The sequence below is a fragment of the Erythrobacter sp. Dej080120_24 genome (assembly GCF_036322605.1).
Taxonomy (GTDB): domain Bacteria; phylum Pseudomonadota; class Alphaproteobacteria; order Sphingomonadales; family Sphingomonadaceae; genus Erythrobacter; species Erythrobacter aurantius.
Genome location: NZ_AP027262.1, coordinates 2,684,577 through 2,708,981, shown reverse-complemented (window position 1 = coordinate 2,708,981; position 24,405 = coordinate 2,684,577). Strand labels below are relative to the sequence as shown.

The 24,405-nt window shown below is 62.1% G+C and carries 27 protein-coding genes; 12 read left to right on the top strand and 15 right to left on the bottom strand.

Annotated features, from left to right (window positions below):
- Nucleotides 1-45 precede the first annotated feature (45 nt).
- The 5 genes from AABA34_RS13055 to ndk all read left to right on the top strand — a co-directional run bounded on the left by AABA34_RS13055 (nt 46) and on the right by ndk (nt 3,237).
- On the top strand, nt 46-1,506 hold the full coding sequence (locus AABA34_RS13055; protein WP_338302969.1) for a leucyl aminopeptidase: 1,461 nt from the start codon (nt 46-48) through the stop codon (nt 1,504-1,506).
- An 11-nt stretch (nt 1,507-1,517) separates the two neighbouring features.
- On the top strand, nt 1,518-1,673 hold the full coding sequence (locus AABA34_RS13050; RefSeq protein ID WP_084155711.1) for a DUF2256 domain-containing protein: 156 nt from the start codon (nt 1,518-1,520) through the stop codon (nt 1,671-1,673).
- 22 nt (nt 1,674-1,695) lie between these two features.
- Nucleotides 1,696-2,130 carry a DNA polymerase III subunit chi gene (locus tag AABA34_RS13045; protein WP_034954641.1) on the top strand — a complete coding sequence of 145 codons (435 nt, stop codon included), beginning with the start codon at nt 1,696-1,698 and terminating at the stop codon, nt 2,128-2,130.
- 59 nt (nt 2,131-2,189) lie between these two features.
- On the top strand, nt 2,190-2,702 hold the full coding sequence (locus AABA34_RS13040) for a hypothetical protein (RefSeq protein ID WP_338302968.1): 513 nt from the start codon (nt 2,190-2,192) through the stop codon (nt 2,700-2,702).
- Nucleotides 2,703-2,814: 112 nt separating this feature from the next.
- Entirely contained in the window at nt 2,815-3,237 is a 423-nt protein-coding gene (gene ndk, locus AABA34_RS13035; RefSeq protein WP_034954639.1) for a nucleoside-diphosphate kinase, read from the top strand.
- A gap of 56 nt (nt 3,238-3,293) precedes the next feature.
- On the opposite strand, the gene AABA34_RS13030 is transcribed toward ndk, so the two are convergent.
- The 3 genes from AABA34_RS13030 to purM are packed head-to-tail and all read right to left on the bottom strand — an operon-like array spanning nt 3,294 to nt 6,560.
- Nucleotides 3,294-4,493, bottom strand: a complete 1,200-nt coding sequence (locus AABA34_RS13030; protein ID WP_338302967.1) for a sulfotransferase family protein — start codon at nt 4,491-4,493, stop codon at nt 3,294-3,296.
- A complete protein-coding gene (gene purN / locus AABA34_RS13025; RefSeq protein WP_445083735.1) occupies nt 4,493-5,470 on the bottom strand; it encodes a phosphoribosylglycinamide formyltransferase in 978 nt (325 codons plus the stop codon). The genes AABA34_RS13030 and purN overlap by 1 nt, the downstream gene beginning before the upstream one ends.
- Nucleotides 5,463-6,560 (bottom strand): phosphoribosylformylglycinamidine cyclo-ligase, encoded by a 1,098-nt coding sequence (purM, locus tag AABA34_RS13020; RefSeq protein WP_338302966.1) that lies wholly within the window; start codon nt 6,558-6,560, stop codon nt 5,463-5,465. Before purM ends, purN begins: the two co-directional genes overlap by 8 nt.
- Before the next feature lie 70 nt (nt 6,561-6,630).
- Between purM and AABA34_RS13015 the strand changes: the two genes are divergently transcribed.
- The 4 genes from AABA34_RS13015 to AABA34_RS13000 are packed head-to-tail and all read left to right on the top strand — an operon-like array spanning nt 6,631 to nt 9,730.
- Nucleotides 6,631-7,932, top strand: a complete 1,302-nt coding sequence (locus AABA34_RS13015) for a heavy-metal-associated domain-containing protein (RefSeq protein ID WP_338302965.1) — start codon at nt 6,631-6,633, stop codon at nt 7,930-7,932.
- 11 nt (nt 7,933-7,943) lie between these two features.
- Complete coding sequence (locus tag AABA34_RS13010) at nt 7,944-8,585, top strand: HdaA/DnaA family protein (protein WP_338302964.1); 642 nt, start codon at nt 7,944-7,946, stop codon at nt 8,583-8,585.
- Between the two features lie 57 nt (nt 8,586-8,642).
- The gene (epsC, locus tag AABA34_RS13005) at nt 8,643-9,365 is read left to right on the top strand and encodes a serine O-acetyltransferase EpsC (RefSeq protein ID WP_338302963.1); all 723 of its coding nucleotides are present in this window, start codon (nt 8,643-8,645) and stop codon (nt 9,363-9,365) included.
- Complete coding sequence (locus AABA34_RS13000; protein WP_338302962.1) at nt 9,365-9,730, top strand: DUF2794 domain-containing protein; 366 nt, start codon at nt 9,365-9,367, stop codon at nt 9,728-9,730. The genes epsC and AABA34_RS13000 overlap by 1 nt, the downstream gene beginning before the upstream one ends.
- Here the strand turns inward: AABA34_RS13000 and AABA34_RS12995 are convergent.
- The 4 genes from AABA34_RS12995 to AABA34_RS12980 form a co-directional block, all read right to left on the bottom strand.
- Nucleotides 9,727-10,899, bottom strand: coding sequence for a hypothetical protein (locus AABA34_RS12995; RefSeq protein ID WP_338302961.1), 1,173 nt, complete (start codon nt 10,897-10,899; stop codon nt 9,727-9,729). The two genes, AABA34_RS13000 and AABA34_RS12995, sit on opposite strands and share 4 nt — an antisense overlap.
- Before the next feature lie 71 nt (nt 10,900-10,970).
- Entirely contained in the window at nt 10,971-11,573 is a 603-nt protein-coding gene (locus AABA34_RS12990; RefSeq protein WP_338302960.1) for a DUF4328 domain-containing protein, read from the bottom strand.
- Between the two features lie 167 nt (nt 11,574-11,740).
- On the bottom strand, nt 11,741-12,670 hold the full coding sequence (locus AABA34_RS12985; protein WP_034954907.1) for an SDR family NAD(P)-dependent oxidoreductase: 930 nt from the start codon (nt 12,668-12,670) through the stop codon (nt 11,741-11,743).
- A gap of 145 nt (nt 12,671-12,815) precedes the next feature.
- The gene (locus AABA34_RS12980; RefSeq protein ID WP_338304743.1) at nt 12,816-13,499 is read right to left on the bottom strand and encodes an HAD-IA family hydrolase; all 684 of its coding nucleotides are present in this window, start codon (nt 13,497-13,499) and stop codon (nt 12,816-12,818) included.
- Between the two features lie 76 nt (nt 13,500-13,575).
- On the opposite strand from AABA34_RS12980, the gene glmU reads away from it, so the two are divergent.
- Together glmU and AABA34_RS12970 are read left to right on the top strand one after the other, a co-directional pair.
- Nucleotides 13,576-14,937, top strand: coding sequence for a bifunctional UDP-N-acetylglucosamine diphosphorylase/glucosamine-1-phosphate N-acetyltransferase GlmU (glmU, locus tag AABA34_RS12975; RefSeq protein WP_338302959.1), 1,362 nt, complete (start codon nt 13,576-13,578; stop codon nt 14,935-14,937).
- Nucleotides 14,934-15,212 carry an HNH endonuclease gene (locus AABA34_RS12970; protein ID WP_338302958.1) on the top strand — a complete coding sequence of 93 codons (279 nt, stop codon included), beginning with the start codon at nt 14,934-14,936 and terminating at the stop codon, nt 15,210-15,212. The genes glmU and AABA34_RS12970 overlap by 4 nt, the downstream gene beginning before the upstream one ends.
- A 51-nt stretch (nt 15,213-15,263) precedes the next feature.
- Here the strand turns inward: AABA34_RS12970 and AABA34_RS12965 are convergent, their stop codons facing one another.
- From AABA34_RS12965 to AABA34_RS12930, 8 genes are all read right to left on the bottom strand, one after another.
- Nucleotides 15,264-15,506: a DUF1153 domain-containing protein gene (locus AABA34_RS12965; protein WP_252258223.1), complete on the bottom strand. Its 243-nt coding sequence runs from the start codon at nt 15,504-15,506 to the stop codon at nt 15,264-15,266.
- Between the two features lie 222 nt (nt 15,507-15,728).
- Nucleotides 15,729-17,864 (bottom strand): prolyl oligopeptidase family serine peptidase, encoded by a 2,136-nt coding sequence (locus AABA34_RS12960; protein WP_445083734.1) that lies wholly within the window; start codon nt 17,862-17,864, stop codon nt 15,729-15,731.
- A gap of 370 nt (nt 17,865-18,234) precedes the next feature.
- Entirely contained in the window at nt 18,235-18,492 is a 258-nt protein-coding gene (locus AABA34_RS12955) for an ATP synthase F1 subunit epsilon (RefSeq protein ID WP_252258222.1), read from the bottom strand.
- Between the two features lie 6 nt (nt 18,493-18,498).
- Nucleotides 18,499-19,956, bottom strand: a complete 1,458-nt coding sequence (atpD, locus tag AABA34_RS12950) for a F0F1 ATP synthase subunit beta (protein WP_034954620.1) — start codon at nt 19,954-19,956, stop codon at nt 18,499-18,501.
- Between the two features lie 26 nt (nt 19,957-19,982).
- Nucleotides 19,983-20,342: a hypothetical protein gene (locus tag AABA34_RS12945; RefSeq protein WP_051699896.1), complete on the bottom strand. Its 360-nt coding sequence runs from the start codon at nt 20,340-20,342 to the stop codon at nt 19,983-19,985.
- 2 nt (nt 20,343-20,344) lie between these two features.
- Nucleotides 20,345-21,214, bottom strand: a complete 870-nt coding sequence (locus AABA34_RS12940) for a F0F1 ATP synthase subunit gamma (protein ID WP_034954618.1) — start codon at nt 21,212-21,214, stop codon at nt 20,345-20,347.
- A 27-nt stretch (nt 21,215-21,241) separates the two neighbouring features.
- A complete protein-coding gene (gene atpA / locus AABA34_RS12935; protein WP_034954616.1) occupies nt 21,242-22,771 on the bottom strand; it encodes a F0F1 ATP synthase subunit alpha in 1,530 nt (509 codons plus the stop codon).
- Nucleotides 22,772-22,783: 12 nt separating this feature from the next.
- Complete coding sequence (locus AABA34_RS12930) at nt 22,784-23,338, bottom strand: F0F1 ATP synthase subunit delta (protein WP_338302957.1); 555 nt, start codon at nt 23,336-23,338, stop codon at nt 22,784-22,786.
- Nucleotides 23,339-23,554: 216 nt separating this feature from the next.
- Here AABA34_RS12930 and AABA34_RS12925 point away from each other — a divergent pair, with 216 nt between their 5' ends.
- Complete coding sequence (locus tag AABA34_RS12925; protein ID WP_338302956.1) at nt 23,555-24,382, top strand: TauD/TfdA dioxygenase family protein; 828 nt, start codon at nt 23,555-23,557, stop codon at nt 24,380-24,382.
- Nucleotides 24,383-24,405: the final 23 nt, after the last annotated feature.

The window sequence follows — 24,405 nt, the reverse complement described above, 5'->3', positions numbered from 1 at the left end:
TTTTATCACAGGTCCCGACCGGGGCCGACCAATTCCGGAGCGAGCATGAAAATCCTCTTCACCGATACGTCTCCCGCCAAAGTCCGCCTCGTTGCGCGGGTAGTCAATCAGGGCGAAGGAATGAGCGATCTGGACGCTGCCTTTGCCGATGGCGCAGAGGCATCCCGGTTCAAGGGCAGCGCCGGGCAGGTGTTCGAAGGCTTCGTCACAGCCGATGGCGAAACGAAGCGCATGGCGGTGGCCGGAGCCGGCGAGGCCGGTTCTGACAAGCGCAAGCATCACCTTGAGCGCGCTGGAGCGGCCCTGATCGGCAGGTATCTGCGTTCTGGTGAAGCGCAAATGGTGCTGGATCTTGGCCATGCCGGTCTGTCGGCGGACGATGCAGTGGCGGTTCTGCTCGGCGTCAGACTGCGCAGCTGGTCGTTCGACAAGTACCGGACCAAGCTTGCCGAGGACAAGAAAGTTTCACTGACAAAAGTCCATGTGCTGAACGCTCCGGCCGGAACCGAGGCGGCGTGGGACCGCGCGGCAGCCATTGCCGAGGGTGTCGAGTTCACAAAGTTCCTCGTCACGCTGCCAGCAAACATCCTTTACCCCGAAACCTTCGTCGAGGCTTGCCAGGACGCGTTCAAGGACACGGGCGCGGAAATCACCGTGCTGGACGAAGCCGAGATGGAAAAGCTCGGCATGGGTGCGCTGCTTGGCGTGGGTCAGGGTTCGCGCCGGGAATCGCGCCTGCTCGCGATCCGCTGGAACGGCGGCGAAAAGGACGAAAAGCCGACCGTGTTTGTCGGCAAGGGCGTGACCTTTGACACCGGCGGTATCTCGATCAAGCCGGCTCCGGGCATGGAAGACATGAAGTGGGACATGGGCGGTGCAGGGGCCGTTGCCGGTGGTATGCTGGCGATGGTTCGGCGCAAGGCAAAGGCAAATGTCATCGGCGTGATGGGGCTGGTTGAAAACATGCCAGATGGCAATGCGCAGCGCCCCGGCGATGTCGTCACCACCATGAGCGGCCAGACGGTCGAAGTGCTCAACACCGATGCCGAAGGACGGCTGGTGCTGTGCGACGCTCTGCATTGGGCGCAGGAGCAGTATGATCCCGCCCGCATCGTCGATTTCGCGACTTTGACCGGAGCGATGATAATCGCGCTCGGCAATGAGCATGGTGGCTTGTTCGCCAATGACGATGGCCTCGCCAACCAGCTGCTGGGCGCGGGTGCTGCGACCGGGGACAAGCTGTGGCGGATGCCGATCGGCCCTGCCTATGACAAGCTGATCGACAGCCCGATCGCCGACATGAAGAACATCGGCGGGCGCTGGGCCGGTTCGATCACGGCGGCGCAATTCCTGCACCGCTTCATCAAGAAGGGCACCCCTTGGGCGCATTGCGACATCGCGGGCATGGTATGGGCCGACAAGCCCGGCCACACCCACGACAAGGGTGCAACCGGATACGGCGCGCGGCTGATCGACCAGTTCGTGGCTGACAACGTCGAAGGGTAGGGGTCCGGCGCATGCCGAAAATGCGCAAGAAATCGGACCTGCCATCGAAAATCTGCGAGACTTGCGGGCTGCCGTTCACCTGGCGCAAGAAATGGGAGCGCGATTGGGACAACGTGCGCTATTGTTCGGAACGGTGCAAACGCAGCAAGAGGACTTCAGCCAACTGAGACTGGCGGGGCGAAAGGGCACATGAAGATCGATTTCTGGCAACTTTCGCGCGATCCGGTCGAAAAGGTTGTCGCCCTTATCGCCCAACGGGTGATGGATGGCGGCGAAAGACTGCTGGTGGTCAGCGGTGACCCGGAGCAACGCGAGGCCATTTCGCGCGGATTGTGGAAGTCCGGCCCCGAACACTTCCTTGCCAATGGCGAGGCCAGCGATCCCGGCGCCGAGCTTCAGCCGATCCTGCTCGCAGACACACTGGATCGTGCCAATGGGGCAAGCCATGTGGTGTTTGCCGATGGCGCATACCGCGACCCCGCTGGATTTGAGCGCGCCTTCCTGCTGTTCGATGAGGACACCAAACAGGCTGCGCGGCGGACGTGGAGCGAACTGGACAGCGTAACTGGACTTGAACGTTCCTATTTCGAGCAAGTCGACGGCAGGTGGGTCAAGAAACGCTGATCGCTTGCGCCAAATGTGGGGATGCGCGATGTTCTTCGCGTTCGGAGGGAGATGAAACGATGAGATTTTCCGGTTTAACCTTGATTGCGGCCGCAACGCTTGGTCTGGCCGCTTGCGGTTCGGAAGCCTCCGGCGACTTCACTACCGAAGACGGCGAGGAGGGCGAATACTCCGTCGATTACGCGACGGGCGAAACCAATGTCACTCTCGATACGCCCGATGGCGAAGTGTCAATGCGCTCCGGCAGCGATGTGCCGGTCGATCTGCCCGCTGGCTTTGCGCTGATGCCGGGCGCTACGGTTGTCAGCAACACGGTGGTCGATCAGGCTGATGGGCGGGGAGCATTGGTCACTTTCACCACCAAGAAGAGCCCGGAAGATATCGCTGCCTTCTATCGCCGGCAGGCGGAATCCGCCGGGATTGCAATCCAGATCGAAACGACGATGAACGGCGGAAAGATGCTGGGCGGCGAAAACGAGGCGACCGGCACGACCTTTTCGATCACCGCCTATCCGACTGGCGAGGACGGTCTGACGATGGGGCAGTTGACCATCGGCGAAGAGCGGCGCTGAGCGCCCTTGCGCAAGCGAAGCTTGAACTGATGCTTCACCAAGGCTAAGGGCGCGCCGGAATTCACCCCGGCTCGCGATTTCGCGCGCACCTCTCTTACAAGGAATACGAACCATGGCGGTTACCCGCACCTTTTCGATCATCAAGCCCGATGCGACCAAGCGCAACCTGACCGGCGCCGTCACCAAGATGCTGGAAGACGCCGGCCTGCGCGTCGTCGCTTCGAAGCGCATCCGCATGACCCAGGAACAGGCCGAAGGCTTCTACGCCGTCCACAAGGAACGCCCCTTCTTTGGTGAACTCGTCGAATTCATGATGAGCGAGCCGGTGGTTGTTCAGGTGCTCGAAGGCGAAGACGCCGTCGCTCGCAACCGCGAAGTGATGGGCGCCACCAACCCGGCTGACGCCGCCCCCGGCACGATCCGCAAGGAACTCGCACTGTCGATCGGCGAAAACACCGTCCACGGTTCGGACAGCGAAGAAAACGCCGCGATCGAAATCGCGTTCTTCTTCAACGACGATGAAATCGTCGGCTGATCGGACTTCGCGTCGAAAGTGATAGAGGGCCGTCCGTTCGGGCGGCCCTTTTCATGTCAGGCCCGCGCCCAGAAACGCTTGAGCTGTTCGGCATGGGCATGATGATGGCCGGTTTCGCTTTTCGCCATCCTTGCGCGCATTTTCGCCAGCGCCGCATCGGTTAGATCAAGGCCCAGCTCGCGATATGTGCGTGCGATTTCGCGTTCCCAGTTATCGTTGAGAGCATCGAAGCTCAGACGCGCAACAGGGCCGCTCCAAGCCGCCATGGCCGCGGCAATCCGTTGCTCGCGCAATTCGATCTTGTGCCGCCAGAACGCCTCGATCCCGGCAAGGTCGCAGCTGTCGCATTGCACCGCCATCTGGTTCGCTGCGAGCGAAACGGCGCTGCGCAGCACGGCTTCCCGATCACGCTGCGCCATAACCAACCGGGCGCCGGGAAACTGGGTCAGCAAGGTCGCAAGATCTTCTGAGAATGCCGGGACCTTGAGCACGCGGGGCTTGTCCGCCAAGCCGCGATTGGCCGCGTCGGTGCGCAGTATCCGGGCAAATTCACGATAAATCGGTGACGGATCGCGCGCCTCGCTCCAGCTCGAATAGCTCGGGATATGCCATTGCGATTCGTAGATCGAATGGTTGAGTGCACCCGCAAGCCACGCCAGTTCCTCCTCAACCTCTGCCGGGGCCATCGGGTGGATCGATTGCAGCCACGGATTGAGCGCGCCCAGCATGGCGATTTCCAGCGCGCTCTTCACCCGGTTCATGCCAAGAGGTGAAGGGACCGGGTGATAGGCATCGCAATAGCGTGTGTGCGAATGCGCGGGATCGGCAGCGAGCAGTTTATGAATACGGGTCGTGCCGCTGCGCATATGGCCGATGACGATGATTGGCTGGGCGAGGGGAGTTTCGAGCAGTCCGGGCCGCTCCCGCCAAAGCGCGCCGAACGCCAGGCGGTGCTTCACAACCCGTGACAATTGCCCCCAAGCCATGGCCCGGCCCAGCGGGTTGAGATCGGCATCAGCCTCCACCGCCGCGCACAACCGTTCAAGCCGCTCGCGAAAATCGGCAACATCATCTGGCGATCGTCCGGAATGTTCGGCGTCTGCTCCATGTGCCTTGATCGCCTGCGCCCACAGCGCTTTGGGATCGAGATCGGGCGGGGGCAACCAGCCGCGCTCCCACGCCTTGCCAAGGAATGCGTTGGACCTTTCGGCCAGCTTGCTGCGTACCAGAGGGTGATCGCGAACGGGAACGGGCATCAGAACATGTCAGCGGCATCGCGCAGCCGCGTCAACCGCGTCGGCGCGACACTTTGCCAGCTTCGCTCCAGCCATTCGCCCACGTGATCCCAATCAACGCCGGGCCGGTTGAGGATCAACCCGACCCAACCGCTCGCGCCGTAATAGGCCGGTTTGAAATAGACCTCGGGCTGGGTTTCGACGAGGCTGAGCAATTCGTCCATGCTCGATGTCTTGACCAGCACCGCAATATGCGGCGTTCCATGATGCTGATCCGAAAAATGGGCGAAGAACTTGCCCGATTTCTCGCTCCCGACGCGAAATCCGGGCGAGCCATGGCTTTCCCGTTCGTGAGTTTCGGGCAGGGCCAGCGCCAGTTTGCGTATCCGCCCCAGTAGAAACCCCGGATCGAACCCGCGCGAGACATATTCGTTGACCGCGCGCGGGTAGAGTTGGTGTTCGGCCAGCTTGACGCGCTCTCCCAGCGTTTCGGGCGTGTCATCGGGAGCGATGGCGACAAGCGACTGGGCCAGAACCTCGCCCGCGTCGAGTTCGGGCGTGACGATGTGGACACTTGAACCCGCATGGCTGTCCCCCGCCGCGATTGCACGGGCGAATGTGTCCAGCCCTTTGTACTTGGGCAGCAGCGAGGGGTGAATGTTGAGCATCCGGCCTTGCCAGCGATTGACGAAGGCATCGGAAAGGATGCGCATGTACCCTGCCAGCACGATGAATTCCGCACCTGCTTGCTGCGCTGCGCTCTCCATCACTGCATCGTGATCTTCACGCGTCATGCCCTTGTGCGGATGGGCGAAAGTCGGGATGCCTTCGAGCCGGGCGAGCGCCAGTCCGCCCGCATCCGGAACATTGCTTGCCACAAGGACGATCTCGAACGCGGCATCGGGCAGGCGGCTGGCGAACAGCAGCGCCGCCATGTTGGTTCCGGCACCCGAGATGAAGACAGCAATCTTCGCCTTATGCCGGGAATTCTCAGCCAAGATGGGTCGCTTCCCAATCGGCGGTGGCAGACCATGATCCCATGGAACCACGCACGGTGCAGCCCTTGTCGCCCGCCACGATTTCGCCGACGCCGAACACGTCCTCGCCCGCCTCGATCAGGCGGCGGCAAACTTCGTCCACATTGTCGGGCTTTACCGCCAGCACCATGCCGACCCCGCAATTGAAGGTGCGGGCCATTTCACCCGGCTCAATCGCGCCTTGGGCTTGCAGAAACGCCATCAGGCGCGGTTGGCGCCACATATCGGCATCGACCCGTGCATGGGCACCCTCGGGCAGGATACGCGGGATGTTCTCCAGCAGGCCGCCGCCGGTGATGTGCGCGAGCGCATCAATCAGTCCCTCCCGCACCAGCGGCAGCAGGCTGGCGACGTAAATGCGGGTCGGCTGGATCAAGGCGTCGATCAGCAAGCGGTCCTGATCAAACAGGGCAGGGCGGTCGAGCTTCCACCCCTTGTCCTGTGCCAGACGGCGGACCAGCGAATAGCCGTTCGAATGCACACCCGATGATGCAAGCCCCAGCAGAACGTCGCCCGGCGCAACCTTGTCCCCTGTCAACTGCTCGCCGCGCTCAACCGCGCCGACGCAGAAGCCGGCCAGATCATAATCGCCTGCGGCGTACATCCCCGGCATTTCGGCAGTTTCGCCGCCGATCAGTGCGCATCCGGCCTGCTTGCAGCCATCTGCGATCCCGGCGACAACCCGCTCCGCGACACCGTTTTCGAGTTTGCCGGTGGCGAAGTAATCGAGGAAGAACAGCGGCTCGGCACCTTGCACGATCAGATCGTTGACGCACATGGCAACCAGATCGATGCCGACGGTGTCATGCCGATCATGGTCAATCGCCAGCTTCAGCTTGGTCCCGACGCCATCATTGGCAGCCACCAGCAGCGGGTCTTTATAGCCTGCCGCCTTGGGGTCGAAGAAACCGCCGAACCCGCCCAGTTCGCTGGTGGCTCCGGGGCGCGCGGTTGCTTTCGCCAGAGGGGCGATAGCCTTTACCAGCGCATTTCCCGCGTCAATCGACACGCCGGCGTCGGCGTAGGTGTAGGAGGTGTTCTTTGAGCTCATGCCATGTGCTTTAGCCATTCGCTCTTGGAATTCCACTTCGCTTTGGGCAAAGGGAACCGATATTTCCCCGGTGAGCGCGATTTTGAACCTTTCAGCCACAGCAAAGCGAGAATTTCCGTCTCTGGTGCCCGGCCTGCGCTGGGCGCTGGCCGCGTTGATTGCGCTCACCATGCTGGGCGGTGGCTATGCGCTGGTTCTGGCGCAGGTTTCCGGCGAGCGCGGAATCGCGCCCACAGCGTCGAGCGCCGATATCGACGTTCGCGGGATCGAAGTGGATGTGCGCGCCGACACCGCAGCCGAAGCGCGCGATCAGGCATGGCGCGAAGCGCAGCGCAAGGCGTGGCAGCAGGTGGGTGGCCCGTCCGTGTCGGACAGCCAGTTGTCGGGCATGGTGTCAGCAATCGTCATCCAGCGCGAACGGATCGCTCCCAAACGCTATGTTGCGACACTTGGGGTGACGTTTGACCGGCAGCGCGCCGGAAGGTTCCTTGGTGGAGCATCGCAGGCCAGGGCGTCTGCGCCCATGCTGCTTATCCCGGTGACGGTCAGCGGCGGCGCCTACACCAGTTTCGAAGTCCGCAATCCTTGGCAACGCGCATGGGCGGAATTCAATCCGGGCACCAGCCGCATCGATTATGTCCGCCCGAGCGGGGCGGGGGGCGACTCGCTTCTGCTCAATTTCGGCCAGTCCGGACGGCGCAGCCGCGCCTGGTGGCGCACCACGCTGGACCAGTTCGGTGCAGCGGATGCGCTTGTCGCGATCGCGCGGCTCGATCACCAGTTTCCCGGCGGGCCGGTGACGGGAACTTTCGTTGCCCGTTACGGCCCTGACAACCGGCTGCTGGAAAGCTTCCAGTTGGAGGCGGCAAGTGCCGACCAATTGCCTGACATGTTGACGCGGGCAGTGACGCGGATGGACGAGGTATACGAACAGGCTCTTGTCGCAGGTAAGCTTCAGCCCGATCCTACGCTGCGTCTTGGCGGTTCGGGTGATGTCGATCCGGCGATTGCCCGCTTGATTGAAATCGGCCGGGCAATTCAGGCGCGTGAAACTGCGGCGGCGGCCGCTGCTGCTGCCGCTGTCGCGCCCGGTGTAGAAGTACCCGTGGCCCAGCCGACGCAGGCTCCCGCGGTTGTCCGCGCCTTTGCGGTGCAGTTTGCAACCCCGGATCCGGCTACGTTCGACGCAACGCTTGCGGCGATGCGGCAGGTGCCGGGAGTGCGCGGAGTGGCCGTAACCAGCACAGCGATGGGTGGAACCTCCGTCATGAGCGTCAGCTATGGCGGCGAACTGCCCGCGCTGGCCGCGGCCTTGCGCGAAAGGGGCTTTGCCGTGCGCGAGGGTGCCAACGCGCTCGCCATCAGCCGCTGATCGGTGTCGCGATGCCGCGCAAGCCGGAACCCGCATCCCAGATCGCGCTGCCGCTTTCGCCCGGCGGATCGCAAACGCCAGCGCGCATCGTGGTGGGCAATGCCAATTCGGCGGTGATCGAGGCTTTGCAGACACCTGATCGCTGGCCGTTCCATACGGCGGTGCTGACGGGGCCTGAGCGTTCGGGCAAGTCCTTGCTCGGGCGTTGGGCCGCCGGGCGTGGGATATTGTTGGTGGACGGCGCAGATGCGCTTCCCGAAGACGAGGTGTTCCATCGCTGGAATGCAGTGCAGCAGGGCGGGACGCAAGCCGGGCAGCCGCTGCTGCTGATCGCAGACAGCACCCCGTGGAACATCGCCTTGCCCGATCTCAGGTCACGGCTTGGCGGTTCGCTGCAATTGGCGATCGGTGACCCCGACGATGCGATGGCTGCGGAACTGATCCATGCCCATGCCGAAGCGCGGGCGCTCACTCTCGCAGATGGCGCAGCGGATTATCTTGTCCCGCGCACCGGACGCAGTTTCGCGGCGATAGAGGCGCTGGTGGCGACGATTGATCGCATCAGCCTTGAACGGCAGTCTCCTGCCACCATGTCTGTCTGGAGGGCCGCGCTGGAAGCCTTGCATGGGCCCGAACAACAAAAACTGCTTTGAAGCGTCGCAAGCGGAGCTGCATTTGCATTTCCGCACATTTGGTGGGAGAATCCAGTAATGTTCGATCGGCTCACCAGCTATCTGGACTCTGTCATGGCGCGCGATCCCGCGCCGCGATCACGTTGGGAAATCCTGCTGTATCCGGGGGTCTGGGCGCTTGGGTTTCACCGCGTGGCGCATTGGCTGTTCGACGCGAAGCTGTTCTTCCTCGCCCGGCTCATAAACCATATCAGCCGCCTGCTGACCGCCATCGATATCCATCCGGGTGCGAAGATCGGGCGGAATTTCTTCATCGATCACGGCTTCACCGTCATCGGCGAGACTGCCGAGATCGGCGATAATGTTACGATCTACCAATGCGTGACGCTCGGCGGGACGAACCCCACAAACGGGATCGGCGGGAAACGCCACCCGACATTGGCAGACAATGTGATTATCGGTTCGGGCGCACAGATCATTGGCCCGATCACCGTGGGAGAACGTGCGCGCGTGGGAGCCAATGCGGTGGTGACAGAGGATGTTCCCGCAGGCGCGACCATGGTGGGGCTGAAAGCGCGTTCGACGCTGGTGCCGGCCGAAGAATGGATCAAGGATTTCATCCCCTATGGCACGCCGTGCGAGGATGCCGAGGGCAACAAGGTTGACTGCATCGAGAAGCTGGAAGCGGAACTTTCGCTGCTCCGTGCGGAAATCGCCAGTATCAAGGCCGCGCAGTCAGCCAGTGCCGAGCCGGTCCAGCACTCGCTGGATCTTACCCAGAAAAGCGGAACCGACGACTGATGAATTCGGGGTTTGATCCCTCAGGCACGGGCCGGGTGGTCGCTTTCCCCGGGCAGCAATCGGCGCAGGTCGGGTTTGATCGGGAGGAGCTTCAGCGCATTCTCGATTTGTATGGCCGCATGGTCGCCGCCGGGGAATGGCGCGATTACGCCATGGATTTTGACCGCCAGGCCGCGACCTTCGCCGCGTTCCGCCGCACGGCAGAACGCCCGCAGGCGCGGATCGAGAAACGTCCGGCGCTGCGCAACAAACAAGGCATGTACACGCTGTTCGGCGAGCATGGTCAGGTCATGAAGCGTGGCCATGAACTCGCCAATGTCCTCGCTCCGATGGAGCGTCGCCTCGTCAAGGCGGTCGAGGACTAGGCTGCGGCTGCGGTAACCGGCAGGGCTGCGTCCTGCGTCGCAGGCAGTTTTTCCTGCCATGCTGCGGGAAGGGCGGCGACGACTGAGCGCCGGATGGGTTGCCAGAAGGCCGAGAGGCTCAGCAATGCCGATCCGATCACCAGCGCGGTCAGCGCAAAGCCAAGCTCCACCGCGCCAAATTCTTCGAACAGGAAGCTGAGCGCGAACAGCACATAGGCCAGCGCCGATACCAGCAAGGCCCTACGGTCAACCACCAGAGCCAAAAGCCCGAACGCCACATAGACGGCGACAACGCCCAGAGCCGCACCGACGCCCAGATTGTTGCCTTCGGTAACGCCGAAAAGTGCGAAAACGGGATGTGCAATCATCGGAGCGGCGAGCAGGTGCAGCCAGAACGCCACATCGCTGCGACGGGTAATGCGTTCCCGATCCGATATGTCCCAGCGCATGGCAAAGGCAAACACGCACAGACCCGCGACGAAGACCATGGCGAGAACCGTGTCTTCGTTGATCAAAGCCGGCCCGATGGCGGAAAGGATCAGGGCTATCACCGTTACTGCAACCGCTGCGGTGCCGGCGGCAACGGTGATGGGCACCATGAACCGGCGCCAGTGCACATAGGCGGCTCCGGCTGCGGCAAGCGCGGCAACCGATATCGCGACCGCGCCCAATTGATCATTGCCTTGCGCGAACGAGGCCATGCCGATGCCGAAGATCGTAGCAAAGACGCCGCCGACGAAGGCCAGCAGCAGAATGATCGAAGGCAGCGCCATGCGCCGTTTGCGGGTGAAGAATTCCGCTAGCGGCCAAGCGGCAACGGCCACCAGCAATCCGGCAAAGCATCCCTGAAGCGCATCGTTGAGCGAATTCTGCTGCTCCCAGCGCGCCCACTCGACCTCGGAATAGTCGCCTTGTGCCATGGCGAGGAAGTCCTCGACCGGGACGATCAAGTCGGCAATGGTCTGCCCGATCGCGCCCATGGCGAGCAGCAGGATAACCACGCCTATGGCGACGAAAATGTCGTTGAAGCTGTTGATCAGGCGGAAATCTTCTTCCGATCCGCGCGGCAGTTCGCGAACCTTGGTCATATGCGCGCGGAAGCTGGCGGCAGATTCGCGGCTCAGCGCCCCTGCGGCCACGGCGGAGTTGATATCGTCTTCGCTATACAACGGCTCTCTCCCAATTTGCGGCGAGGCTAGGCAGGGTGTGTTATAATGTCAATACACCCATGTGCCGATTGCTATTCGAACACCTCGGCCATCGACATGTTGGGCTGCGCTGCATTGATGTCGCGGATGATCACAATCAGACAGACTGCCGATACTGAGGTCGAGACGAAAACTAACACGTTGATCATGCCTAAGGTTTCGCCGAACCCAAACAGGCTCGAGAATATCCAGCACAGCCACCATACCCACATCACCCCAGGCGCCGAGGGCTCGGCCTCGTAGGACAGCCCGTGGCTCGCAACCCATAGAGCCTTCATCGCTTGGAACGGTTTGAAGAGGCTGGCAATCGGGATCGCGAACCAGCCAACCGCCCAGCCGGGGGAGTAACCGGTATCTGGCAGGTCGGTCAGTTTGAGGTTGGCATGGGCGCGATAGATCCATGCACCGACGACGAAGAAGCTTAGAAACAGCAAGAGGATATCGACCAGCTGGAACCATTCGATCGCTTCCATGTCGTCGGTCCCGGCGTAGGCTTCTGGCCAGGCGTCGTTAAGATAGACGCTGACCGCGATTGCCATCACAACACCCGAGGCCGCAACTAGACCGGCAAGAACCTGAGCAGCACTGCCAAGCCGTTGCGCGCTTTCCAGCCCGCGTCGCAGGTCATCGCTCATCGGGTTGCCTCTATGTTACGAATATTCGATGTCAGCGCGGGAGTGCGCCGATTGTCTGCTTGCATTGATACGACCCCTGATGTGCCGCGCGCCCCAATGCAAACGGCCCCCGCGCATTTCTGCGCGAGGGCCGAATATTTGCAAGTCTCAAGTGATCGGGCTGGCGATTATCCGCGTGCGCTGGACGGGCCGGTGCCCGTAACCTTTTGCATCGCCTTCAGGATGTTGCCCGACTGTTCGCTGCCCGATTGCGGCGCGATCAGGTTGGTGAAGGAATTGATTTCCTCCCACCGTGCGGCGAAGCCTTCGACGGTGCGCTCTTCCTCGGGCAGCCAGACGGCGTCGTTCATCACCGTCCACGAAGAGTGGTAGCCGCCTGCGCCAGCGCCGACGATGGCGTTGGTGGGGGCGTCTTCGCTGACGAGGAACAGCGCGGCGGGTACCACGTTTTCAGGCGCAAACAGCTTGAAGGCTTCTTCGGGGAAGAGGTCTTCGGTCATGCGCGTACCGGCAACCGGCGACAGCGTGTTGCAACGGATGTTGTACTTCGCGCCTTCGAGCTGGAGCGTCTTGGTAAGACCGGCAAGGCCCAGTTTCGCCGCGCCGTAGTTGGCCTGGCCGAAGTTGCCGAACAGGCCGGTCGACGATGCCGTCATCAGCACGCGGCCATAGGCCTGCTCGCGGAAGGTTTCCCAGCATGCCTTGGTGACGAAGGCCGAACCGGTCAGGTGCACCTTGAGCACGAATTCGAAGTCTTCCGGGGTCATCTTGTGGAAGGTCTTGTCGCGCAGCACGCCGGCGTTGTTGATCAGGATGTGCACGCCGCCCCACTTCTGCTTGGCGTCGGCAACCATCTTTTCCATCTGTTCGTATTCGGTGACGCTGCCGCCGTTCGACATGGCTTCGCCGCCGGCCTTCTCGATTTCCTCGACCACCTGCAGCGCCATGTCGGAATGGCCGGTGCCGTCGCGCGAACCGCCCAGATCGTTGACGACGACCTTGGCACCGCGCCGTGCGAGCTCAAGCGCATAAGCCTTGCCCAGACCGCCGCCAGCGCCGGTGACGATGGCTACCTTGCCTTTGAAATCGATGCTCATGATGTTTCCTTCCATCCTCTCTTGCGTGGGGGAGCGCACTTGACGCGCGCGTAAAGCTATTCTGCGCGCGCTGCGTGGCACTTTCTGTGGGCGCTTGCAACAGCGCGTTTTGTGCTAGCGCTATGCCGTAGGGTCAGGCCGTGCCTCAAAGCGCCTCAAGCGCGCCGATCAGCCCGGCAAGCGAATCAATTACGCCATCTGCGCCCAGTTCGTGCGGGGCCCTGTCACAATAACCGTAAGCCGCCGCGATCACCGGAACGCCCGCTCCTCGTGCCGCCCGTACATCATAGGTGCTGTCGCCGACAAAGGCGAAACGGCCGCCGCCACAGCGCCTCTGCGCCTCGATAACGGGCTCTGGATGCGGCTTGGACAGGAATGTGCCGTCCGGCCCCTTTCCCATGCTGTCGCCGCCGATGACCGTTTCGAACGGCGCGATGAAGTCGAGCTGCGTCAGGATCGAGCGCGCGAAGTCTTCGAACTTGTTCGTGACCACCGCGACCTTGACCCCGCGCGCCTGCAATTCCGCGACAACTTCGCGGGCATGGGGGTAGGGCGCGGAATGGACCGCATTGTGATCGGCGTAATATTTCAACATGGCCTTGTAGAGTGCGCGAAAGTCTTCCTCCGGCATCCCGCCCTGTGCCTCAACCGCGCGCGCCAGCATGATCTTCGCCCCGCCGCCGATCAGGTCTTTCGAACTGTCGACCGGAACCGGGTCGAACCCGCCTAGGGCCAGTGCATGATTCACCGCCGCGCCCAGATCGCGGAATGTGTCGAGCAGCGTGCCGTCGAGATCGAAACCCACGGCCTGAAAGGGAAAATCACTCATTCGCAGGGCGGTGACGGATACGACTTCAAACCGCAAGCATTTGCTGGCATGCGCGGCGCGGTCTAAGGGAGAGCGCATGACTGATTTCGCCGCCATTATCCTTGCTGCGGGCAAGGGCACCCGCATGAAGAGCGACCTGCACAAGGTGCTGCACCCGATCGCGGGGCGCGCCATGCTGGATCACCTGATGGCTTCGGTCGATACGCTGGGTGCCGCGCGTAAGGTCGTGGTGGTGGGCGCCGGGCGCGACCAGATCGAAGCAGCCGTGAGCGGGCGGGCCGAAACCTGCCTTCAGGAACCGCAACTGGGCACCGGCCACGCCGTGCAGCAGGCCGAGGCGCTTCTGAGCGGGTTCGATGGCGATGTGCTGGTGCTTTACGGCGATGTGCCCTTCGTGCGGGCAGGAACCATGCGTGCCATGCTCGACCGGTTGCATTCGGATGGCGCTCCGGCAGTGGTGGTGCTCGGCTTTGAGCCCGAAGACCCGCTGCAATACGGTCGCATCATCGCCGATGACGACGGCCAGATCATCAAGATGGTCGAATACAAGGACGCGGACGAGGGCGAGCGTGCCTGCCACCTGTGCAATTCGGGCCTGATGGCAGCGAGTGCGAAGGACATGTTCGCGCTGCTTTCGCGTGTGCAGAACGACAATGCGCAGGGCGAATACTACCTGCCCGACATCGTCAACATCGCGATTTCCGACGGCCGTCGCTGCGAAGTCGTGATCACCGATGACCCGGACGAAGTCGCCGGGATCAACTCGCGCTCCGAACTGGCAGCCGCAGAGGCGCGCTGGCAGGCAGCCCGGCGCGAGCAGGCCATGGCGGATGGAGCGACGCTGAAGGCGCCTGAAACCGTGTTCTTCAGCTACGACACTGTGCTTGGCCGCGATGTCACTGTCGAACCGCACGTCGTGTTCGGCCCAGGCGTCACCGTTGCCGACGGCGTGCATATCAAGGCCTATTCGCATCTTGAGGGTGCGAGTCTCGCCACCGGAGTGCAAGTCGGCCCCTTTGCCCGCTTGCGGCCGGGCGCGGTGCTGGAGGAAGGCAGTTTCGTCGGTAACTTCGTCGAAGTGAAGAAGGCGACACTTGGCCCCGGTGCCAAGGCAAGCCATCTGACCTATCTCGGCGATGCAACCGTCGGAGCGAATGCGAACATCGGTGCCGGCACGATCACCTGCAATTACGACGGCTATTTCAAGTATCAGACCGTGATCGGCGAACGCGCCTTCATCGGATCAAACAGCGCGCTGATCGCGCCTATCACCATCGGAGCGGACGCAATCGTCGCCGCCGGGTCAGCCGTCAGTCGCGATGTCGGCGCGGGTGATCTCCGAATGGTGCGCGGCGAACAGCTGGTGAAGCAAGGTTGGGCTGATCGCTTCCATGACACGATGAAGAAGAAAAAGGCGGCGGCGAAAAAGGGCAAGTGAGCGGGCCGACGCTCCATTGCTGGCTGTGCGGCCGCCCGTTCGAAACGCGAATCCAGTGGCATCATCCGGTGCCCAAGGCGAAGAAGGGGCGGGTGACAGTGCCCGTCCATCCCATCTGCCACCGCACCATCCATGCGACCTTCACCAATGCCCAGCTGGCTCGGATCGGGGATGATCCCGAGTCCTTGCTGCAAGACCCGGCGATCGCGAAGTTCGTCGAATGGGTCGCATCCAAGCCACCCGATTTTCATGCCCCGACGCGGCGTTCGGGTTAGGGGACACGTCCGCCGCGCCGGTGCGCTTTTTCCGGAAGGACGCGGGGGGCGTCAGGCGTCTTCCAGATTGCTGGAGCTTGTGATGCTGGTGGCGGCGTATTCGCGCTCCCATTCCTCGAATTCGCTGCGGCTCAGCAGGTATCGTTCGCGCGCTTCGTGAAAGCTTATCGCGCGATCATGCACTGCGCGCACCACTTCCGCCTTGCGCGCGGGTGACCAGTGCACCTTGTGGCTTTTGGGCAGGCCATATCGCTTGATCGCATCAGCGATCGACATATTGCGGGGGTATGCCATCTTCGTCTCCTTTGTATCCCTGTCGAGACGAGGATTTGCCCGAAGCCTTAACCACGGCCTGCCGAACATGGTTAAGCCCGCATTGACGACACTCTTCGTGCAGCGCGTGCGACGAGCCGAGGGCAAAGTGTCGGACTGTTTTACAGGCCGTTGATTTGCCCGACAAAAAGGGGCGGCTTGCGCGATGGAAGCCGCCCCCTTGATCTGACGCTGAGTCGCGCCTTAGTCGTCCATCAATTGCTGCATCAGATAGATGTATTGCAGCGCCTGAAGCTTGGCTCGCTGTTCGTTGTCGACCCCGCCCGAATGGCCGCCGGTCATGTCTTCATAGTAGTAATAGGGCTGCCCCAGTTCCTTGAGCCGCGCAGCACCCTTGCGCGCGTGTGCGGGGTGAGTGCGATCATCCGCGGTCGAGGCCCACAGGAACGGGGTGGGGTAATCCACGCCTTCGACGATCTTCTGATAGGGCGAATACCCTTCGATCCATGCGCGCTGTTCGGGAATGCGCGGATCGCCATATTCGCCGATCCACGATGCCCCGCGACCGATCAGGTGATAGCGCAGCATGTCGAACAGCGGGATCTGCACGATCGCCGCGCCGAAAAGGTCCGGACGCTGGGTGAACGCGGTGCCGACCAGCAGGCCCCCCTGTGATCCGCCCTGAATGCCCAGATGTTCGGGCGAGGTGAAGCCACGGTCCACCAGATCCTGACCCACGGCGATGAAATCGTCCCAGGTGCGCTGCTTGTTCTCGCGGATCGCGGTCTGGTGCCAGCCAGGGCCGAATTCGCCCCCGCCGCGCAGATTGGCGAGCACATAGGCCCCGCCGCGCTCCATCCACATCTTGCCGGTCGAGCCGAGGTATCCGGGCAGGCGCGGAATCTGGAAACCGCCATAGCCCGTCATCAGTACCGCCGTTTCGCCGTTCATCTCCATGCCCGCAGGCTTGACGATGAAATAGGGGATCTTCGTCCCGTCGGCGCTGGTGGCTTCGTGCTGTTCGACTTCCATGCCCGCAGGATCGAAATAGGCGGGCGAGGTCTTCAGCACCGCCGGATCGGCCGAACCATCGGTGTAATACAGCGTCGTCGGATTGAGGAAATCGCTGACGGTGTACATGATCTGATCGGTTTCGTTGGAACTGGCGGCAATGCCGATGGTGGCGTTGTCGGGCAGGGGCACCTCGCGGCTGACCCATGCGCTGCCATCGTAATTGAATTCCAGCACCTTGCTCACGACGTTGTCGAGCAGCGTCACGAACAGAGCATTGCCGGTGATCGCGCCGCCGCGCTTGGTCTGGCGTTCACCCGGCGCCCAGACGAGGGTCTTGGCCGCGCCATTGGGATCGGCCTTCCACTCCTCAAGGTCCATCGCGATCAGGCTGTCAGCGGGGAAGGTCTGCCCGTCAACTTCCCAATCGACATCGGTGGTCACCAGAATGTGCCCGTCGACAATGCCATAGAGCGAAGCCTTCTTGGGGATGTCCAGTTGCAGCCATTCACCGTCTTTCCAGACGTAGTACAGGCTTTCGTGGAAGCTTACGCCGCGGAACGCTGTGCGCGCGTGGATCGTCCCGGTGTTGTCGCGCAGCAGGCTGGCACCCGCCCACACGTCGCTGGCTTCGCCGCGGAAGATTTCCTCGGCCTCGGACAGCGGTGTGCCGCGCTTCCACACCCGGCTGGTGAAGGGGTATTCGCTTTCGGTCAGCGTGCCTTCGCCGAAATCACGACCGACCAGCAGCGTGTCCTCGTCGATCCACGAGACGCCGCCCTGGCTTTTCTCATCAATCACGAAGCCGCCTTCGACGAAGCTTTTGGTCGCCATGTCGAACTCGCGCATGATGGTGGCATCCTCACCGCCATCGGAAAGCGAGATCATGCACTTGTTCTGTTCGGGCGGGAGGCAGGACGATCCGCTGTAGACCCATTCCTTGCCCTCTGCCGCGGCCAGCGCGTCAATGTCGAGGACGACTTCCCATTCGGGATTGTCCGTCTGATAGCTTTCCAGCGTCGTGCGGCGCAGAACGCCTTTGGGGTTCGTCTTGTCCTGCCAGAAATTGTAAAGCCCGTCGGGGCGGAAGCTGACGAAGGGAATGCGGTCTTCGCTATCGAAGATGGCGAGCGCTTCGGCCTTCAGTTCCTCGAACCGGGGATCGGTTTCCAGCGCGGCGAGCGTGCGGGTGTTTTCTGCCCGAACCCAGTCGAGCGCCTCTTCGCTGCGTGCTTCCTCAAGCCAGATGTAGGGATCCTGTTCGGGGCCGGGGACGCCGGATTCGTCCATGTGGGCATCGGCCAGTGCCGAAGTGGTCGCGCCTATCGTCATGACTGCCGCCAGTGCAAGCGTTGAAACAAGTTTCAAATGTCCTCTCCTGTGGGGGTGGGAATGGTGAGGTTGTGCCGGGGAAGGGGGGCAATGTGAAGGGTAAATCGCGCCCTACGGACATCGTGCCGCAACTGCGAAGGAAGCTGACAAAGCTGACACGGTGTAATGCGGTGTTCCGGGGGACAAGCGGATGAAATACCTGATGAAATTGGGCGAAAACCGAAATTGACAACTATCCAATTTCTAAAAATTTATGGGGCCTCGCTTGCCGATTGTATCTGCATCAATTTCGGGGAGTAGGAAAGGTGGGACTAATGAGTCCTGACCCTAATTCGCTCACCGGCACGAACGAAAAAGGGCGACCCGTGGGCCGCCCTTTCGTTTGTTCTGATTGTGACTGGCCGGATCAGCCTTCGACGTGCTCGGCGAGCACAGTCAGGCCGGTATCGCCCACTTCGGCAAAGCCGCCGCGCACTTCGATGGTTTCCGGCGCGCTGCCTTCGGTCTTGTAGACCTGCACGGCGCCGTCACGGATCGTGCTCATGAAGGGCGCATGGCCTTCGAGCACACCGAATTCGCCTTCGGTGCCGGGGACGACGACCATGTGGACGTCTTCCGAACGGACCAGCTTGGCCGGGGTTACGAGTTCAAAGTGCAGGGGCATGATGCCTTACGCCTCTTCAGCCAGCTTGGCGGCCTTTTCGACCACCATGTCGATCCCGCCGACCATGTAGAAGGCGGCTTCGGGCAGGTGATCGTATTCGCCATCGACCACGGCCTTGAACGATTTGATCGTGTCTTCGAGTTGCACGAAGATGCCGGGGATGTTGGTGAAGACTTCTGCCACGTGGAACGGCTGCGACAGGAACTTCTGGATCTTGCGCGCACGCGCCACGATCAGCTTGTCCTCTTCCGACAGCTCGTCCATCCCGAGAATGGCGATGATGTCCTGCAGCGACTTGTACTTCTGCAGCGTTTCCTGAACGCGGCGAGCGGTTTCGTAGTGCTCCTGACCGACAACGCGCGGTTCGAGAACGCGGCTGGTCGAGTCCAGCGGGTCCACGGCCGGGTAGATGCCGAGTTCGGAGATCGCGCGGCTCAGCGTGGTCGTCGCGTCAAGGTGAGCGAACGAGGTTGCCGGAGCAGGGTCGGTAAGGTCGTCAGCCGGCACGTAGATCGCCTGCACCGAGGTGATCGAACCCTTGGTGGTGGAGGTGATGCGTTCCTGCAGGTTGCCCATGTCGGTCGACAGGGTCGGCTGGTAGCCCACGGCCGAAGGAATACGGCCGAGCAGTGCCGACACTTCCGAACCGGCTTGCGTGAAGCGGAAGATGTTGTCGACGAAGAACAGCACGTCCTGGCCTTCCTGATCGCGGAAATATTCCGCCATGGTCAGGCCCGACAGAGCGACGCGTGCGCGTGCGCCCGGAGGCTCGTTCATCTGGCCGAACACGAGTGCCACCTTCGAACCTTCGCTGGTGGCGTTGCCATCGGCGTCCTTGGCGATAACGCCGGCGTCGAGGAATTCGTGGTAAAGGTCGTTACCTTCGCGGGTGCGCTCACCCACGCCGGCGAACACGGACACGCCGCCGTGACCCTTTGCGATGTTGTTGATCAGTTCCTGGATCAGCACGGTCTTGCCCACGCCGGCGCCGCCGAACAGGCCGATCTTGCCGCCCTTTGCGTAAGGGGCGAGCAGGTCGATCACCTTGATCCCGGTGACAAGAATGCTGGCTTCGGTCGACTGGTCGATGAAGGCCGGTGCTTCTGCGTGGATCGGAGCGGTCATCTCGGCACCGATCGGGCCACGCTCGTCGATGGCTTCGCCGACGACGTTCATGATGCGGCCCAGCGTCTTGGGGCCGACCGGCACGGAAATCTGTGCGCCGGTGTTGATCACTTCCTGACCGCGCACGAGGCCTTCGGTGGCGTCCATTGCGATGGTGCGGACGGTGTTTTCACCGAGGTGCTGCGCGACTTCGAGAACGAGCGTCTTGCCGTCGTTCTTGGTCTCCAGCGCGGTAAGGATCGCGGGCAGTTCACCTTCGAACTGCACGTCGACGACAGCGCCGATGACCTGGCTGATGGTGCCGTTGGTGGTCTGGTTGAGTACGGGTGCGGTGGCCATTTTACTGTCCTGCTTTCGTCAGATGCTTAGGCGCCAAGTGCGCAAGTGGTTTCGGGGTCGGCGATTTCCCATTCGGTTTCGCCCTGGACCAGAGTGGTCTTGTTACGCAGATATTCGTCGTCGCCGAGGCCGAATTCACAGATGACCTCGGGTGAGCCCATTCCTGCGCGCTTGCAAGCGGCGGTGTTCACCGGCTTTGCATTCGGGCAGGTCTTGGCCCAGGCTTCCTTGAAGAAGGTACCGTCGGGCGGCGGGATCGACGGGGCTTCGGGTTCTGCCGCTGCGGTTGTTTCGACCGGGGCAGGCGCCGGAGCCGGTTCCTCGCCACATGCCGCAAGCAGCACGATCGGCGCGATGGTCGCCAGTTTGAGAACGGAAAAATTCATGATTACAGTGCCTCCGCCCCAGCGATGATCTCGATGAGTTCGGTAGTGATCGCGGCCTGACGGCTGCGGTTGTATTGAATGGTCAGCTTGTTGATGAGGTCGCCTGCATTGCGCGTCGCGTTGTCCATCGCGGTCATCGAAGCGCCTTGCTCCGATGCCTCGCGCTCAAGCAGAGAGCCGAACAGCTGCGTCTTGACGTAGCGCGGCAGCAGTTCCTCGAGGATTTCCTCTTCGCCCGGTTCGTATTCCACGACCGCGTCGCCAGCGTCGGCGTTTTCGGGCGAGGGAACCGGGATCAGCTGGTTGACGGTCGGTTCCTGAGCCAGCGCCGACTTGAAGGTCGGGAAGATCAGGTGCGCGACGTCGAACTTGCCGCCTTCGAACATGCCGATTAGTTCGGCGGCGATGGCGTCGGCTTCTTCGAAACCGGGGGTCTTCACGGTCGAAGTGTCGAAACCGCCAGTGATTCGCTCGGCGTGTTCACGCTTGAGCGGGGCGCGGCCCTTCTTGCCGACGAGGTAGAATTCCACCGTCTTGCCAGCGGCAAGCAGTTCCTGCGCCTTGGCCTTGGCAGCCTTGACGAGGTTGGAGTTCAGACCGCCGCACAGGCCCTTGTCGGTGTTTACGACGACAAGCAGGTGACGCTGGTCGCTGCCGGTCCCGGCGAGCAGTTTCGGAGCGCTGTCGCCCGAAACCTTCCCCGCGAGGCTCGCCATGACCGCGGCCAGACGTTCCTGATAGGGGCGCGCGGCTTCGGCAGCGCTCTGGGCACGGCGGAGCTTGGCCGCCGCGACCATCTGCTTGGCCTTGGTGATCTTCTGGGTCGATTTGACCGAGTTGATCCGACCTTTGAGTTCCTTGAGTGAGGGCACTTAGGCGCTCCGTCTAGCTGGGGTCGATCAGGCGAACTGCTTGGCGAAAGCTTCGAGGCCGGCCACGACTTTCGCCTTGGTGTCGTCCTCGAACTTGCCGCTGGTACGGATTTCGGCGAGCACATCGGCGTGTTCGCTGCGGAAATACGCCAGCATCTGCTCTTCGTACTGGTTCACGCGGTCAACCGGGATCGAATCGACGAAACCGTTGGTGCCGGCAAAGATCGACACGGTCTGCTCTTCGAACGGCATCGGGTTGAACTGACGCTGCTTGAGCAGCTCGGTCAGACGCGCGCCGCGATTGAGCAGCTTCTGCGTCGAGGCGTCGAGGTCCGAACCGAACTGCGCGAACGCCGCCATTTCACGGTACTGCGCAAGGTCGAGCTTCATCGAGCCCGAAACCTTCTTCATCGCCTTGGTCTGAGCGGCACCGCCCACGCGGCTAACCGACAGGCCGACGTTAATCGCCGGACGGATGCCCTGATAGAACAGGTTGGTTTCGAGGAAGATCTGGCCGTCAGTGATCGAGATCACGTTGGTCGGAATATAGGCCGACACGTCGCCTGCCTGGGTTTCGATGATCGGCAGCGCGGTGAGCGAGCCCGAACCGTTGTCGCCGTTCATCTTAGCAGCGCGCTCAAGCAGGCGGCTGTGGAGATAGAACACGTCGCCCGGATATGCTTCGCGGCCCGGAGGACGACGCAGCAGCAGCGACATCTGGCGATAGGCCACAGCCTGCTTCGAAAGGTCGTCGTACACGATCACGGCGTGCATGCCGTTGTCGCGGAAGAATTCACCCATGGCGCAGCCGGTGTAGGGCGCGAGGTACTGAAGCGGTGCGGGCTCCGAAGCGGTTGCTGCAACAACGATGGAATATTCCATCGCGCCGTTTTCTTCGAGCTGCTTCACGATCTGGGCAACGGTCGAACGCTTCTGGCCGACGGCGACATAGACGCAGTACAGCTTCTTCGATTCGTCATCGCCTTCGTTCACGCCCTTCTGGTTGATGAAGGTGTCGATCGCGACAGCGGTCTTGCCGGTCTGACGGTCGCCGATGATCAGCTCGCGCTGGCCACGGCCGACGGGAACGAGAGCGTCCACAGCCTTGAGGCCGGTCTGCACGGGTTCCGAAACCGATTCGCGCGGGATGATGCCCGGAGCCTTCACTTCGACGCGGCGACGCTCGGTCGATTCGATCGGGCCCTTGCCGTCAATCGGGTTGCCCAGAGCGTCAACTACGCGGCCCAGCAGGCCCTTGCCGACGGGAACGTCCACGATGGTTTCGGTCCGCTTGACGGTGTCGCCTTCCTTGATCTCGGCGTCCGAGCCGAAGATCACGACGCCGACGTTGTCGGCTTCGAGGTTCAGCGCCATGCCCTGAACGCCGTTGGCGAATTCGACCATTTCACCGGCCTGAACCTTGTCGAGGCCGTGGATGCGGGCGATACCGTCACCCACGCTCAGCACGGTGCCGACTTCGCTCACCTGTGCTTCGGTGCCGAAATTGGCGATCTGGTCCTTGATGACCTTGGAGATTTCTGCGGCGCGAATTTCCATGTTTCTAGTCCTTTAGGCCTTCATTGCCTGGGAGAGAGAATTGAGACGGGTGCGGATCGATGCGTCGATGCGCGTGGAGCCGATGGTGACGACCAGCCCACCCAGAAGATCGGGGTCGACATCGGCGGAAAGCATTACAGTGCGGCCCTGACGCGCGGTCAGCTTGTCCTTCAAGGTGGCAAGCTGTTCGGCGGAGAGCGGATGCGCGCTGGTGACGGTTGCGGTGACTTCACCGCGCTGGGCTGCGGCGATCGCCTTGAACGCGGCAATCATGTCCGGCAGCTTCGACAGGCGGCGATTGCCGGCGAGCACACCAAGGAAGTTGGTGGTGAGATCGGAAAGCTTCAGATGCTTTGCCACGGCGGCAACTGCGGCACCCTGCTGGGCGCGCGAGAGCTGCGGATTGCTGGTGGCAGCCCGCAGGTCCCCGGATTCGCCGAGCGCGGCGCCGAGCTTCTCCAGATCGGTTTCGACGGCAGTGACCGTCCCGTTTTCGCTGGCCAGATCAAAGAGGGCAGAAGCGTAACGCCCCGCTAGGCTAGCCTGAATACCGGCGGAAATATCCACGCGCTTGAAATCCCTTCGGCAGGTGTCCGAAAATAACGTTGTGCAGCTTTGAAGCGGCAGGGCACATAGGGGCTTCCCGCCAAAGCTGGCGCGCGCCTAGCAATTGAATCTGGATTGCGCAAGCGGAGGGAGTACAGAGTCTGTCAGCTTGCGGAAAAAGAGTGTATCTGGCATTTGGCTTACCGGACGGTAAGCGGGCCGAGTGGGAGAGGGAAAATGCAACTGACGCCGATGGCGCCCAAATGCGGCGTCGAAGTTTCGGGCGTAAAGCTGGCGCAATGCAGCGATGCCGAAATGCAGGAGATCAAGCAGGCGATTTATGAATATGGAGTCGCGGTGTTCCGTGATCAGGAATTCACGCCTGAAGATCACATCACTTTCGGCCGTCGCTGGGGCGGGATCGACGTAAACAACTATTTCCCGCTGCAAGACGATTACAACGAAATCGCCGTGGTCAAGAAAGAGCCTGACCAGCAGACCAATATCGGCGGCGCCTGGCACACCGATCATTCCTATGACCAGATCCCGGCGATGGGATCGGTGCTGGTCGCCCGGCACCTGCCGCCAAAGGGTGGCGATACCATGTGGGCGCACATGGGCGCGGCCTATGATGCGCTGTCCGACGAGTTGAAGGCGGCGGTTGAAGGGCTGGAGGCATTCCACACCGCCGATCACGTTTACAAGGCAGACGGCCTTTACGCCCAGACCGACATGGCCAAGTCACTGCGCGGGCAGGACCTGAAGACCGGAGCGATTCACCCGGTGGTGATCCGCCATCCGCATACCGGCCGCAAGCTGCTTTATGTCAACAGCGCCTTCACGATCCATTTCGTCGGCCAGACCCGCGCAGAAAGCATGCCGCTGCTGCAGCAATTGTTCGACGCCGCACTGACGGGCGACAATCAATGCCGTCTTGAATGGAAACCGGGCACGGTGGCAATCTGGGACAATCGCACCACGTGGCACAATGCGATGAACGATTATCACGGCCACTACCGCGAAATGCACCGCATCACGTTGAGCGGTGAGGCGCTGGCGGCCTAGAGCGGAGCATCAATCTGGACGGC